This is a genomic window from Amycolatopsis ponsaeliensis, from assembly GCF_030182635.1.
Lineage (GTDB): Bacteria > Actinomycetota > Actinomycetes > Mycobacteriales > Pseudonocardiaceae > Amycolatopsis > Amycolatopsis ponsaeliensis.
The window spans coordinates 68897-82905 of the sequence record NZ_JAPZLD010000051.1 but is presented as its reverse complement, the minus strand read 5'-3'; the positions used below and the strand labels follow the sequence as shown (position 1 = coordinate 82905).

General features: G+C 71.5%; 13 protein-coding genes. 4 read left to right on the top strand and 9 right to left on the bottom strand.

Going from position 1 to position 14009, the window contains the following annotated elements; genetic code table 11:
- Positions 1–117: 117 nt before the first annotated feature.
- From QQ657_RS46670 to QQ657_RS46660, 3 genes are read right to left on the bottom strand one after another with little or no spacing between them, the layout of a single operon-like run.
- On the bottom strand, positions 118–960 hold the full coding sequence (locus QQ657_RS46670; RefSeq protein ID WP_284748850.1) for an alpha/beta hydrolase: 843 nt from the start codon (positions 958–960) through the stop codon (positions 118–120).
- Positions 957–1904 carry an aldo/keto reductase gene (locus tag QQ657_RS46665; RefSeq protein WP_284748849.1) on the bottom strand — a complete coding sequence of 316 codons (948 nt, stop codon included), beginning with the start codon at positions 1902–1904 and terminating at the stop codon, positions 957–959. The genes QQ657_RS46670 and QQ657_RS46665 overlap by 4 nt, the downstream gene beginning before the upstream one ends.
- Before the next feature lie 8 nt (positions 1905–1912).
- Entirely contained in the window at positions 1913–3016 is a 1104-nt protein-coding gene (locus QQ657_RS46660) for a zinc-binding dehydrogenase (RefSeq protein ID WP_284748854.1), read from the bottom strand.
- Between the two features lie 56 nt (positions 3017–3072).
- Here QQ657_RS46660 and QQ657_RS46655 point away from each other — a divergent pair, with 56 nt between their 5' ends.
- Complete coding sequence (locus QQ657_RS46655; RefSeq protein WP_284748848.1) at positions 3073–4362, top strand: amidohydrolase; 1290 nt, start codon at positions 3073–3075, stop codon at positions 4360–4362.
- On the opposite strand, the gene QQ657_RS46650 is transcribed toward QQ657_RS46655, so the two are convergent.
- Complete coding sequence (locus tag QQ657_RS46650; protein WP_284748847.1) at positions 4359–5087, bottom strand: SDR family NAD(P)-dependent oxidoreductase; 729 nt, start codon at positions 5085–5087, stop codon at positions 4359–4361. The genes QQ657_RS46655 and QQ657_RS46650 overlap by 4 nt on opposite strands.
- A gap of 45 nt (positions 5088–5132) precedes the next feature.
- Between QQ657_RS46650 and QQ657_RS46645 the strand changes: the two genes are divergently transcribed.
- Positions 5133–6059 carry an aldo/keto reductase gene (locus QQ657_RS46645; protein WP_284748846.1) on the top strand — a complete coding sequence of 309 codons (927 nt, stop codon included), beginning with the start codon at positions 5133–5135 and terminating at the stop codon, positions 6057–6059.
- 53 nt (positions 6060–6112) lie between these two features.
- Here the strand turns inward: QQ657_RS46645 and QQ657_RS46640 are convergent, their stop codons facing one another.
- Genes QQ657_RS46640 through QQ657_RS46620 form a run of 5 tightly spaced genes read right to left on the bottom strand, consistent with a single transcriptional unit; the run spans position 6113 to position 11902 of the window.
- A complete protein-coding gene (locus QQ657_RS46640; protein WP_350310759.1) occupies positions 6113–6835 on the bottom strand; it encodes an alpha/beta fold hydrolase in 723 nt (240 codons plus the stop codon).
- A 12-nt stretch (positions 6836–6847) separates the two neighbouring features.
- Positions 6848–7690, bottom strand: coding sequence for an ABC transporter permease (locus QQ657_RS46635; RefSeq protein WP_284748845.1), 843 nt, complete (start codon positions 7688–7690; stop codon positions 6848–6850).
- Positions 7687–8631: an ABC transporter permease gene (locus tag QQ657_RS46630; protein ID WP_284748844.1), complete on the bottom strand. Its 945-nt coding sequence runs from the start codon at positions 8629–8631 to the stop codon at positions 7687–7689. Before QQ657_RS46630 ends, QQ657_RS46635 begins: the two co-directional genes overlap by 4 nt.
- Positions 8628–10205, bottom strand: coding sequence for an ABC transporter substrate-binding protein (locus tag QQ657_RS46625; protein WP_284748843.1), 1578 nt, complete (start codon positions 10203–10205; stop codon positions 8628–8630). The genes QQ657_RS46630 and QQ657_RS46625 overlap by 4 nt, the downstream gene beginning before the upstream one ends.
- A complete protein-coding gene (locus QQ657_RS46620; protein ID WP_284748842.1) occupies positions 10202–11902 on the bottom strand; it encodes a dipeptide ABC transporter ATP-binding protein in 1701 nt (566 codons plus the stop codon). Before QQ657_RS46620 ends, QQ657_RS46625 begins: the two co-directional genes overlap by 4 nt.
- A 226-nt stretch (positions 11903–12128) precedes the next feature.
- Between QQ657_RS46620 and QQ657_RS46615 the strand changes: the two genes are divergently transcribed.
- Together QQ657_RS46615 and QQ657_RS46610 are read left to right on the top strand one after the other, a co-directional pair.
- Positions 12129–13103 carry a methyltransferase family protein gene (locus tag QQ657_RS46615; RefSeq protein ID WP_284748841.1) on the top strand — a complete coding sequence of 325 codons (975 nt, stop codon included), beginning with the start codon at positions 12129–12131 and terminating at the stop codon, positions 13101–13103.
- On the top strand, positions 13100–14008 hold the full coding sequence (locus QQ657_RS46610; protein WP_284748840.1) for an alpha/beta hydrolase: 909 nt from the start codon (positions 13100–13102) through the stop codon (positions 14006–14008). The genes QQ657_RS46615 and QQ657_RS46610 overlap by 4 nt, the downstream gene beginning before the upstream one ends.
- Position 14009 lies beyond the last annotated feature (1 nt).

Here is a 14009-nt window from a genome sequence, read left to right as displayed (position 1 = left end):
CGTCTCCACCGTCGGCAAGAACGGCCTCAACGTCATCACCGCACTCCGCGACGCCATCACCGGAAACCCCTGGCTTCCAACCAGCCCCGCAACCACCTGACTAGTTACCACGGTTTCTCACTCACGACCTCCCGCGCCGAGCAGCCGCCGGAGCCAGGAGGACCGCGCCGCCAGCGCTGCCCGGGTCACCTCCGACTCCGGGGCGAAGCGGTCGAAGCCGTGGTGCGCGCCCGCCCAGACGTGCAGTTCCGTCGGGACTCCCGCACTCGCCAGCCGTTGCGCGTAGGCCATATCTTCGTCGCGGAACAGCTCCGCCCCGCCGACCTCCACGAACGCGGGCGGCAGACCGGAAAGGTCCGGCATCCGCGCCGGGGCCGCGTACGGTGACGTCCGCCCGGCCAGGAGGCTGCGCCAGCCGAAGTCGTTGGCTTCGCGGGTCCACACGAGGTCCGGGAGATCCGCGGACGTGCGGTCGTCCAGCATCGGGCACAGCAGCAGCTGACCCGCCAGGTCCGGCCCACCGCGATCCCGCGCGAGCAGGGCCACCCCCGCGCTCAGCCCACCACCCGCGCTGCCGCCACCCACGATCAGCCGGGAGAAACCCTGGCCGGCGAACCAAACCAACCCCGCGTAACAGTCTTCCAAGGGCGCCGGATGCGGGTGCTCGGGCGCCAGCCGATACTCGACCGTCGCGCAGACGAACCCGAACTCCTCGATCAGCGCCACCAGCCGCGGCAGGTCGGCGAACCGGTCGTCCATGACCATGCCGCCGCCGTGGATGCTGTACAGCCCCGGGGCGTCCGGCCGGGCGTGCCGGGGCCGCAGGACCGTGACGGCCACACCGCTGTCGAGGACGTGGTCCGACCACACGATGTCCCGGTCGCCGATTGCCTCCTCCGGGCGGAGGTTGCGGATCGCGGCACGGACCGCGGGCAGCGTCTCGGCGGACAGCGCGGTCACGGCCCCTCGGGATCGACGGCGTCACGGTCCGCCCAGAACGGCTCCACGAGCGAGCGCAGGGCAGCGGCGCCCACCCGCTCCACCAACGCGACCGCCTCCAGGTTGTCGGAAAGCTGCTCGACACTGGTCGCGCCGAACAACGTCGTCGTGTTCGCCGGATGGGTGAGCGTGAAAGCCAGGCACAGCTGCGCCGGCGTCGCTCCGAGGCTCGAAGCGACCTTCGCGAGATCGGACGCCGAGTCCGCGATCCGCTGCCGGACGGCCCCCGGGTCCCGGCCGATCTGCCGCCCGCCCTTGCCGAGCAGCACGCCGCCCTCGAAGACGTCCGATGCCTGGAGCGAAACACCGCGCGCGAACACCGATTCGAACGGCGATCCGTCCGGAATGGACCGCCGTGCGACGCTGTACTTGAGCTGCGCGATCGCGGGACCGGGCGCTCCCTCGGCGAGGGCGATGTCGTGCACCGCGTGGACCGCGCCGGCCGACCAGTTGTTCACGCCCCACTGGCGGATCAGGCCCTCGGCTCGCAGCGCGGCAAGGTCGCCGACCAGAGCACGCAGATCCGTGTCGTCGCGGCGCAGGTCGCCGAGGATCACCAGGTCGGCGTGCGCCACCCCGGTCCGGAACAACGCGTTCTCCAGCTGCGCCCGCAGGCTCTGCTCCGGATATCCCTCCAGCCAGAGCTTCGCCGACAGCTGGTAGTCCTCCCGCCGCAGGCCCGCGGCCCGGACCATGGCGGAGAACAGCACGTCGGTGAACACCGGCGGGCTGCCCGGAAAGCCGTACACACCGACGTCGAACAGGGTGATGCCGGCGTCGACGGCGGTCCGCAGCAGCGCGACGGCGTCGCGGAAGTCCATCCGGTCGTACGTGTGCCACGAACCGAGGGACAGGACGCCGGTGAGCGGGCCGTCGCGGCCGATGCGGCGCTGGGAGATCGTCACGGGCACTCCTAGGGCAGTCGGGGGTCGATGACGGCTTTGAGCTCGCCGAGCCGGGACATCGACTCGACGGCGGCGGACGCGCCGGCCAGCCCGACCGGCGCGCTGAACAGCTCCGCCCAGGGCATCCGGCCGGCGAACGCGCGGAAGAACTCCACGGAACGGTGGTAGTCGGCAATGTCGCCGTTGAGCGATCCGGCGATCGTCAGCTCCTTGCCCATCACCGTGCCCAGCGGCACGGGGGAGGGCACCGGCCCGGTCGACCCGACGATCGCGACCGTCCCACACTGCGCCGCGAACGCGACGGCCTCTTCGCCGATCGTCGGCCCGCCCGCGAAGTCGAAGACGTGGTCCGCGCCCCGGCCGCCGGTCAGCTCACGGACCCGCTCGACGCGTTCGTCCGGAGTGGACTCGACGGAGACCGTGGCCGTGGCCCCGAACCGTTCGGCCGCTTCCAGGCGGGACGAAGGCCCGCCGACGGTGATCACCACCCCGGCACCACAGAGCCGCGCGACGGCCGTCGCGAACACGCCGAGCGCGCCCGCGCCCTGGACGACGACCGTCGCGTTCGGACGGATGCCGCCGGACCGCGCGACCGCGCGCAGCACGGTCTTGCCCGCGCAGCCGGACATCGAGGCCCACGTGTCCTCGACGTCGTCCGGCAGCAGCAGTTTCGCCGCGCCGGGCGTGACGTAGCAATACCGGGCGAGTCCGCCGGTGGCGTACGGGAACCGGTCGGCGCGCTGGAGAAAGCCGTAGCCGCGACGCTCGCACGCGACCGGCTCGCGCAGGATCGTGCAGCCGTGGCAGCGGCCGCACGTCGACTCCGACCAGCCGATGCGGTCACCGGGCCGGATTTCGCGGCCGAGGGTGTCGGTGGTGCCGGCTCCGGTGGCGACGACCTCGCCGACCATCTCGTGCCCCAGCACCATCGGCAGCATGCCGGGCAGGCTCATTTCGCCCGACCAGAGGTGGACGTCGGTGCCGCACAACGTGGTGCAGGTGAGCCGGACGAGCGCGGCGCCGGGCTCCGGCTCCCCGGGAAGGGGCAGCTCGCGCAGTTCGAGGGGCGCGTGGTGGCCGGTGAGGACGGCGGCCTCCGTGTGGGTGGGCAGGGCCATCGTTTTAGTCTACAGTTGTGGAAGATAAAGTCCAGGGCCGGAAGGAAACCATGACGCCACAACGGATCCGGCCGGCCGACCTGGTGGTCCACCGGGGCACCGTGCTCACCTTCGACGCCGTGGGCACCGTGGCGGACGGCTTGGCCGTGCGCGACGGGCGGGTCGTCGCGGTGGGGGACGTCGCCGGCCACATCGGACCGGACACCGAAGTCCTGGACCTCGCCGGGCGCACGGTGCTGCCCGGCATCAACGACGCGCACCTGCACGCCACCTGGCTCGGCGCGCGCTGGCCGCACCCGCTGCTCGGTGCGCCGCACGAGGAGAAGCCGGTGACGACCGGCGAGGAACGCCGGGCGGCGATCCTGCGCGCGGGCGACGTCTGCGCCTCGCTGGGCATCACCAGCTACACCGAACCCGGCCTCGGCCCCGGCGAGACCGGGTGCTTCTCGGCGGAAGTCCTGGACGAATACGCGGCCCTGAACCGCGAAGGCCGGCTGCGGGCGCGGGTCACCGTCCTGCGTCTCTTCGGCCTCCTCGACGGTGCCAGTTCGACGGCGGACTTCTTGCGTGGTCTGGAAACGCCGGTGCCGGAAGCGGATCCGGAGTGGCTGGCGGTCACCGGCGTCAAGATCTTCGCCGACGGGATCCCGCCGATGCGCACGGCCTGGACGCACCACTGCTACGCCGACGGCTCCCACGGCGCGCTGCTGGTCGACGGCGCCGACGACGGCACCCGCGCGGCGAACCTGGCCTCGATGATCTCGGCGGCCCACCGGGCGGGCCTGGTCGTCGGGGTGCACGCGACGGGGGAGCGCAGCATCGAAGCCGCGCTGACCCACCTGCGGGACGGCGACCACCTGGTCCACGGCGATCTCGTCACGCCCGCGCAGCTGCGCCGGATGGCGTCCGCCGGGGTCGGCCTGACCACGCAGCCGGCGATCGCGACCGCGATGCGCCCGATGGTCGCGGCCGCCTTGGGTGACGACGTCGCGGCGAAAGCGTGGCCGCTGCGGGACGTCCTCGGCTCCGGGGTGCGGCTGACCTTGAGCAGTGACGCGCCGGTCGTCACGCCCGACTGGCGCGTCCACCTCGCGGCGGCCGGCGAGCTGCTCGACGCGCGAGGCGTGACGCCGGAGCTGACCGCGCGGCTCCTGCGCTGCTACACGGCCGAAGCCGCCGTGCAGGACGGCTCCGCTAGCTGGAAGGGCTCACTCGAACCCGGGATGGCCGCCGACTTCTGCGTCCTGGCGGGCAATCCCCTCGACGTCGCCCTGGCGGACCTGCCGTCGGTCACCGTCGAGCTGACCGTGACCGGCGGCCGGATCGTCCACCGGGTCTAAGTCAGCAGCTGCCCGCCGTCGACCGCCAGGCTCACCCCGGTGATGTGCTTCGCGGACGCCAGGAAGACCACCGCCGGCGCCACGTCCTCGACGTCGGCGATCCGGCCGAGCGGGATCCGCGCCTCCCAGGCCGCGCGGGCGGCGGGGTCCGCGGCGAACCCGGCGGTCATCGGGGTGTGTACCGGGCCGGGCGCGACGGCGTTCACCCGGATTCCGTGCGGTGCCAGCTCGAGTGCCGCGGACCGCGTCAGCGCGTCGACGGCCGCTTTGGTGGCTTCGTAGTGGCCGAGGCCGGGCGTCGGCTGGCGGGCACCGATCGAGGAGACGTTGACGATCGCGCCCCGCGTCCCTGCCGCGACCATGTGCGCGCCGACCGCCCGGGTCATCAGGAACGTGCCGCGGAAGTTGACCCGCACGCAGCGGTCGAACACCGCGATGTCGAGGTCGGTGAGCGGCCCGCCGCCCCCGGCGAGCCCGGCGTTGTTGACGAGCACGTCCACCGGCCCGAAGCGGCCCGAGACGAGCGAGACGGCCGCGTCGACCGAAGCCGGTTCGGAGATATCCAGCTCGACGTGCTCCGCGCCGAGCTCCCGGGCGACGTCGTGCGCCGCGCGGGCATCGACGTCGGCGAGGACGACCCGGTCGCCCGCGGCGAGGAACGCTTCGGCGACACCTCGCCCGATCCCGCTCGCGCCACCCGTGACCACCACGATTCGTGCTTTCATTCTACAATCGTAGACGAACGATGTGCTGAAACGAAAGGAAAGCTCGTGAGCGTGCTCGGGAAGTCGGTCTTCGGCCTCGGTTCGTGGAACACCTGGGACCGGATGGAGTTCGGCGACGCCGTCCGGCTGTTGCGGACCGCCGCCGACGCCGGCGTACGGCTGTTCGACGTCGCGCACTACGACTTTGGCCCGCACGCCGAGAACTCGCAGACCGACGTGATCTTCGGGAAGGCCGTGCGGGAGGCGGGGATCGCACGCGAGGACTACGTGCTCTGCGGGAAGCTGTGGCTGTGGGACTACCCGCGCGCCGGGTTCGCGCGGCAGCTGGAGACGTCGCTGGGCCGGATCGGCACCGGGCACGCGGACCTGGTCGTGGTGGGGGACTACCGCGAGCGGCCGGACGTCGCGCGGGTCGTGACGGAGGTGGCCGAGCAGGTCCGGGCCGGGCGGATCGGTGGCTGGGGCGTCAACAACTGGCTCGCTGCCGACCTCGACCTCGCACTGGAGTTCGCCGAGCGCGAAGGTCTTCCGGCGCCGGAGTTCGCGCAGCTGAAGTACTCCATCGCCCGCCGGTCGATGGCCGAAGGCGAGTTCTACGGCAAGCACATCGCGAGCGGACGGCTGGTGCTGCAGGCCTCGGACGTCTTCGAGGGCGGTGTCCTGCTGGGCAACGCGACCCCCGCGCGCAAGATCGGCGCCGACCCGGGCGGCATCCGTCAGTCCATCGTGGACGCTTCGGCCGAGCTGACGGCCATCGCAGCGGACTTCGGCGCGACGCGGGCCCAGCTGGCGCTGGCGTTCTGCCTGGCGTACGCGCCGGTGGCGAACGTCCTGTTCGGAGTGAGCCGGGCCGGGCAGCTGACCGACAACCTGGGCGCGCTCGACCTGGCCCGCAGACACGGCACGGAGATCCGCACGGCTCTCGACCACCTGTGGCTGGACCGCGCCGTCAACCCCGACGGCTCCTGGTGACGCGGTCGTGAGCGGGAAACAGTGTTCTAACCCTGTTTCCCACTCACGACCGGCTACGGCGTGTCGAGGAACGTGAGGGCCGCGATGCGGAACGGTGCGCCGCGCAGGGCCGCGCCGTGGTCACCCGGGACCGTCAGCAGCTCGCTGCCCGGCACCAGCCGGACCAGGTGCTCGATGCCGGCGCTGACCGGGTCGTCGCGGCCGGCCACGAACCGCGTCGGCACGCCGATCGTCCCGACCCGCGGGGTGAACGGCTCGCGCCGCAGCCCCTCGATGCAGCGGGCCAGCGCGACCGGGTTCCGGCCGGGTGCGGTGATCATCCGGGCGATCGCCGCCGTCAGCGGGTCAGCGGGCAGCCTCCCACCACTGGCGAAAGCCAGTGCCGCCTCGACGTCGACCGCGCCGAACGGCTCGTGCGGGCTGATCCCGCCGAGCACCAGCCGCCGGACCGGCAGCCGCGCGGGCAGTTCCCACGCCAGCCGCGCGCCGAGCGAGTAGCCGATGACGTCCACTTCGGACACCTCGCCGACCGCCAGTGCCAGCTCTTCCACCACGGCCTTCGGGGTGGCGTCGACGGGTGCCGGGCTCGAGCCGTGGCCGGGCAGGTCGGGGACGAGCACCGGGCGGCCCGACGCGGTGAGCGCCGCCGGCCAGCCGGTGCTGACCCAGTCGGTCGCGCCGTCGGAGGCGAAGCCGTGCAGGAGCAGCACCGGCGGACCGGCGGGCGGGCCGTCCGGGGCGAACCGGCGCACGGCCAGGGAAGGCGAGAGCGTCAAGGAAGTCCTCTCTCAGGAGCGGGGACGCGAGCGCAGCCGCTGCAGCTCGCCGAGCGTGCGGGCGCGGGCGTCGACGGCGATCCGCAGCGCGGAGCCGATGAGGTTGAGCAGGAACACGCAGAGCATGATCGTCACGCCCGGCACGACCACCAGCCACGGCGCGGTGACCAGGTAGGACCGGCCCTCGGCGATCATGTTCCCCCAGGTCGGGGTGGGCGGCGCGATGCCGAGGCCGAGGAAGCTCATCGCGCCGTCGACCAGCATCGCGGCCGCGGCGAGGATGACGACCTGCACCAGGGCCAGCGGCAGCACGTTGGGGAACACGTGCACCAGCAGGATCTTGCCGCGGCTCATCCCGGACACGCGCGCGGCGCCGATGTACTGCCGGCCGGCGACGCCGAGCACGCGGCTGCGGATGACCCGCGCGGTGAACGGCGTGAAGATCACCGTGAGCGCGATGAGCTCGGTCCAGATGCTCGCGCCGAGCGAGATGGCCAGCGCCATCGCCAGGATGATCGCCGGGAACGACATCCACGCGTCCATCAGCCGCATCAGCACCGCGTCCGCCGCCCGGTAGAACCCGCTGACCAGGCCGATCACCATGCCGGAGAACGCCGCGCAGAGCGTGATCAACGCCGACAGGCCCAGCGACGCCCGCCCGCCGGACACCAGCCGGGCGAGCACGTCCCGGCCGAACGAGTCCGTGCCGAGCGGGTGCGCGGCCGACGGCGGCAGCAGCCGGTGCACCGGATCTGTCGCGCTGACGCTCGGCAGGAAGAACGGCAGCACGACCACCGTGAGCACGATCAGCCCCAGCAGCACCGAACTGATCACCAGGGTCCGGTTGCGGCTCACGCGACGCGCACCTTCGGGTCGAGCAGGGCGTACGACAGGTCGACCAGCAGGTTGACCACGACGAAGAGCACCGCGACGAACAACGTCACGCCCTGGATCAGCGGGAAGTCGCGAGTGGACACCGCGCCCATGAGCAGGTGGCCGAGCCCCGGCACGACGAAGATCGACTCGATGATCACGATCCCGCCGACCAGCATGGCGAAGTTGCTGCCGAGCTGCGTGACCAGCGGCATCAGCGCGTTCGGCAGGACGTGCTTCAGCATGACCCGCCGCTCCGGCAGACCCTTGACGCGGGCGGTGCGCAGGTAGGCCAGCGGCAGTTCGCCGAGCACGCTCTCGCGCAGCGTCAGCACGAACAACGCCGTCTGCCCGATGACGAGCACCGTGACCGGCAGCACCAGCGCGGGCACCGCGGCCACCGGGTCGGTCAGCAGGTCGTGGTAGCCGCTGGAGGGGAACCACCGCAGCGTCACCGAGAAGACGAGCACGAGCACCAGCGAGATCCAGAAGTCGGGCATCGCCATGCCGAGCGCGGAGAACCGGTCGAGCGCGCGGGCCAGCGGGTTGCGTGGCGACACCGCCTGCCACGCCGTGATCGCGACCGACAGGAAGAAGCTGATGACGGTCGAGAGCACGGCCAGCGTCAGCGTCGGCACGATATGCGCGGCGACCACGTCGAGCACCGGCTGGTGGTAGGTGATCGACGTCCCGAAGTCGCCGCGCAGCACGTGCCCGGCCCAGCTCAGGTACTGCTGCCACAGGGATCCGTCGAGACCCATGCTCGAGCGCAGCGCCGCGACGTCGGCCGGGCGCGCGGTGGGGCCGAGGATGGCCTGGGCCGGGTCGCCCGGAATCAGCCGGATGACGAAGAACATCATCGTGCCGACGATGACCAGGATGATCGCCAGGTCGCGCAGCCGGCGCAGCAGCACGCCGGTCACGACGCCAGCCAGGAGTTCCAGAACACCCGGTAGAAGTCGCCGTAGCCCTTGAGCCGCGGGGTGTAGGCGGCGTAGAGCTTCGACTGGCTGAGCGTGATCACCGACAGCTGCTTCCACGTGAAGGCCTGCAGCTTGTCGATGACGGTCTTGGCCTGTTCCGGGGTTGTCGAGGCGTTGAACTCGGCCATCAGCCCGTCCAGCTCCGGCGACGACGAACCGTTCAGCGTGCCGAGGGTGAGCGCGGGCATCTGGGCGGGCGAGGTCAGCGACGAGTCGAAGAACATCGTCGTGATGTCCCAGCCACCCGGGTCCTTGGTGAGCGTGCCGAGCATGGTGGCGAAGTCGTAGGTGTCGATCTTGGCGCCGAGCCCGATCTTGCCCAGCTCGTCCTGGAGGAGCACGGCCCACTTGCCGAACTCGGGGTAGGAGTTCGTGGTGACGATGTGGATCGTCGTCCCGGCGGTGATCCCGGCCTCGGCGAGCAGCTGCTTCGCGCGCGCCGGGTCGTGCTGCTGGTAGACGTCTTGGCCGGCGGTCGAGTAGGACGCCTTGTTGTCCGGGGAGGCGAACGCGCCGGTCTCGATGGTCAGATCCTTGCTGCCGCCGGTCGCCGCGTTGATCGCCGGCTTGTCCAGCAGCAGGTTCAGCGCCTTGCGCGCCCGCGGGTCGGCGAACTTCGAGCCGGGGTTGAAGTTGGGGATGATGACGTTCTCGTTGCCGCCGGGCAGGTTGTGCACGACGAGGTTCGGGTTGGCCTTGAGCTGCTCGTACTGGTCGTTCGCCGGCATCGCGTGGTCCCACTGGCCGGTCTGCAGGCCGTTGACCAGTGCGTCCTGGTCGCCGACGACCTTGTAGGTGACCGTGTCGAGGTAAGCGTGCTTCGCGCCGGCCTGGCCACCCCAGTCCTCTTCGGACCGCGACTTGTAGCCGTCGTAGCGTTCCAGCACGAGCTGCTGGCCGATGTCCCAGCTCTTCAGCTTGTACGGCCCGGTGCCGATGGCCTTGTCCTGACCGAAACCGGTGGCGGGAAGACCGGCGAGGTTCTTCGCCTCGTAGATCTCGGTGCCGGCGCCGGCCAGTTCGTCGATCAGCGGGTAGCGCGGCCGCTTGAGGTGGACAGTCACGGTGGCCGGGTCCGGCGCGGCGATCGCGTCGATGTCCGGCGTGACCAGCTGGCCGGTGCGGTGGCTCTTCTGCCAGCGCTGCAGGCTCGCGACGACGTCGGTGCCGGTCAGCGGGTTGCCGTCCTGGAACGTGACGCCCTGGCGGAGCTTGAAGGTGTAGGTGAGCCGGTCCGGGCTGATGTCGAACGTGTCGACCAGCATCGGCCGCGCGACGAAGTGCTGGTCCACTTCGAACAGCTTCTCGTACATCATGTTGCCGATCTGCGCGGTCACCTGGCCGGGGTTGGCGACCATGTCGAGCGACTGCGGATCGGTGGGGACGGCGACGGTGAGGTTGCCGCCGCGGACCGGCGGCCCGTCGGCGGCGGCCTGGGTTCCGGCGCCGCCCATGCAGCCGGCGAGCAGCGTGGCCGCGGCGGCGAGGGTGGCGAACAAGGGAATTCTCTTCATGGGCGCGTCGATCCTGTGTGGGGGAGGGCGGGCAGTTCGGGATTCGCGGCGAGCAGCCGTCGCGTGTAGTCGTGCCGCGGGGCGAGGCGGATCTCGTCCGGGGTGCCGGTTTCGATCAGCTCGCCGCGGTACATGACGCCGACGCGGTCGGCCACCGACAGCACGAGGCTGAGGTTGTGGGTGATGAACAGCAGGCTCAGCGTGCGGGTGCGGCGCAGGTCGAGCAGCAGGTTCATGACCTGGCCCTGCACCGAGACGTCGAGCGCGGACGTCGGTTCGTCGGCGACGATCAGCTCGGGCCCGGCGGCGACCGCGCGGGCGATGGAGACGCGCTGGCGCTGGCCGCCGGAGAGCTGGGACGGGAGCTTGCCGGCGGTGTCCTTCGGCAGGCCGACTTCGTCGATGAGGTCGGCGACCCGCCGGTCGAGTTCGGCGCCGCGCAGCGGGGTCAGCTCCTTGAGCGGCTCGGCGATGATCCGCGCGGCGGTGTGGCGGGGATCGAGGGAGCTCTGCGGGTCCTGGAAGATCAGCTGGACGCGCCGCCGGAACGCGCGTTCGCCGCCGGTGAGCCCGGCGGGTCCGATCCCGTGTGGGCCGAAGGTGACCGTGCCCGAGGTCGGCGGTTCGAGCGCGGTCACCACCCTGCCGAGGGTGGACTTGCCGGAGCCGGACTCGCCGACCAGGCCGAAGAACTCGCCCGGCGGGATCTCGAGGGAGACGTCGCGGACGGCGTCGATCCGTCCTTTTCGGCCGTACACTTTGGACACTCGCTCGATCGTGAGCGGAGCCCCTTGGTGGACCCGGTCCGGACGCTGTGCCACCGCGGGCGTCTCGAGGGTCATCGTGGGGGAGATGACCGGGAAGCCGTCCCGGCGGCTGACGCCGAGCTGCGGCACGCAACCCAGCAGCGCCCGGGTGTAGGGGTGCCGGGGTCGCGTCAGGACGTCGTCGCGGGACCCCGCTTCGACCAGGCGGCCGCGGTACATCACCGCGATCCGGTCGGCGACCTGCGCGGCGACCCCCATGTCGTGGGTGATGAACACGCACGCGGTGCCGTGGTCGCGGCGCACGCGGTCGAAGAGCGTGAGGATCTCCGCCTGCGTGGTGACGTCGAGGGCGGTGGTCGGCTCGTCGGCGATGAGCAGGTCGGGGTCGGCCATCAGGGCGAGCGCGATCATCACGCGCTGCTGCATGCCGCCGGACAGCTGGTGCGGGTACAGCCGCAGGATCCGGCCGGTGTCGGCGAGCCCGACCTCGGTGAGCAGCCGGCACGCCTTGGCCTCGGCCCGCTTGCGCAGGGGACTGCCGCGCCGGGCCGCTTGCCCGGGTAGCGACCCGGCCTCGCGGTAGGCCTCGACCAGCTGCCCGCCGACGCGGCGGCCGGGGTTCAGCGAGTCGAGGGCTTCCTGGAAGACCATGCCGATCCGCGGGCCGCGGTAGGCGCGCATGGCGTCGGCGGGCAGCTTCGTGACGTCCACGCCGTCGATCGCGATCTCGCCGCGGGTGCGCACCGGGGCGACGAATTCGAGCAGGCGGATGATCGAGAGAGCGGTCACCGTCTTGCCGCTGCCGGACTCGCCGACCACGCAGAGCGTGCGTCCCTGCTCGAGATCGAGCGAGAGCTCCCGCACGAGTTCGCGCTCGGCGTCCTCGGTGACGACACCGACGGTGAGGTCCCGGATTTCGAGCAGCGTCATGGATTCCCCTTCCTCGCGCCCGCCGCGACGGGCGAGCCGGACTGCCGGTGCCGGCAGGGGTAGTTCTACGCATGTTGACACTCCCCGGAGAGCGTGTCAATGGTTTTATTCTACAAACGTAGGAAGTTGAAACACGACGGATTTCCGTTGCTGCGCGTGGGAAATCGGCACTGGACGGTTTTATCTACGCATGTAGAGTGTCCGCGTCGAACAGAAGGAGGACGACGTGACGACGACCCCAGCCACGCCGGAACGGATCGTGGACATCGCGGTGGGCTACATGGCCGCCCAGCAGCTCTTCGCCGCCAACCGGATCGGCCTGTTCCCGGCACTGGCTGCCGGCCCGCTGACCGCCGCGGACCTGGCCTCGCGCACCGGGCGGCCGGAGAAGATCACCCGGATCCTCGGCGATGCCCTGGCTTCCCTCGGCCTGCTGTCCCGTGTGGACGGTCGCTACGCCCTCGCGGCCGACACCGCCGCCTACCTCGGCGGAGACGGCCTGGACCTGGCGCCCTTCCTGACGTTCCTCGAGACGATCAGCTACCCGCACTGGCAGCAGTTCGCGCACACCGCCGACACCGGCGAACCCGGCGACCTCGACCTCACCGGCGACCGCTGGGACACCTTCCTCGGCGGAGTGATGGTGTATAACGCCCTACACGCTCGGCAGCTGGCGAGCGCCTTCGACTTCGAGGACTGCAAGAGTCTCCTCGACCTCGGCGGGCTTTCGGCGGAGTTCGCGCTCGGAGCGTTGCGGGCCAACGACGTCCTGCGAGCGACGTTCGTCTACGACCCGCGGTCGGTGCCGTCGGTGACCGCGGCGGTGGCTCCGTTCGCGGACCGGACTTCTGTTCACGGCGTGCCGACTCCGGAAGCCGAGCCGGAGGGCGAGTTCGACCTGGTCATGGTGAACCACGTGGTGCACCGGTTCACCGTCGACGAGAACCGGGCGATCCTGCGGCACGCGCGGGCCGCGGCGGCGCCCGGCGCGCGGCTGCTGCTGCTCGACTTCTTCCTGGACGACGACGCCACGCCGCGGGCGCTCGACGCGTTGCACGCGGGGGAGTACCTCGTCATCGACGGCACGGTGGTGTACCCGGAGGCGGACGTGCGAGGCTGGCTGTCCGGCGCGGGATGGCGCACGGTGGACCGGCTGACGCTGCCGGGTTCCCCGCGGGTCCTGGTCGCGGAGGCGGTATGAGCCTCGACCCCGCGGTGCGTGAGCTTCTCGACCGGAGCCCGGACGCGCCTGCCCGGCCGTTGACCGCGGTGGAGCTGCGTGCGGCGTTCGCCGCATCGCGGCCGCGGCCGGGTGCGACGGCGCCGGTCGCGTCGGTGACCGACCACCACCTCCCGGGCGGCCTCCGGGTGCGGCTGTACTTGCCGGAGACGTCCGGTCCGGTGCCGGTGTTCCTCTGGATCCACGGTGGTGGCTGGACGATCGGCTCGATCGAGGAGAACGAGGTCGCGTCACGCGCGGTGTGCGCTTCGGCGGAGGTCGCGGTGGCGGCCGTCGAGTACCGGCTCGCGCCCGAAGATCCTTACCCGGCCGCGCCTTCGGACTGTTACGCGGTGCTGGAATGGCTGGCCGCGGGCGGTGCCGGACCTTCGGTGGCCCCCTCCCGGATCGCGATCGGCGGGGAAAGCGCGGGTGGCAACCTGTCCACTGTGGTCTCGCTGATGGCGCGGGACCGGGGCGGGCCACCGATCGCGGCGCAGGTCCTGATCTGCCCGGTGTTCGGCCATCCCGACGACGGGTTCGCGTCCTATGCGGACTTCGCGACGGGCTACGGCATGACGGCGGACGCGATGCGGTTCTTCTTCGCCCAGTACGTCCCCGGCTCCTGGGACGACCCGTACGTGCTGCCTTCGCGGTCCGATGACCTGTCGGGCCTGCCTCCGGCGCTGGTGCTGACGGCGGAGTACGACGTCCTGCGTGACGAAGGCGAGGCGTTCGCCCGGCGGCTGTCCGAGGCCGGGGTCGCGGTCGATCTGCACCGGTACGCGGGGCAGATCCACGGTTTCTACGGGCTGTACACGGACCTGCCGGCGTCGCCGCGATCGCACGCCGAAGTGGCGGGATTCTTGCGGCGGATCTTCGCCTGAA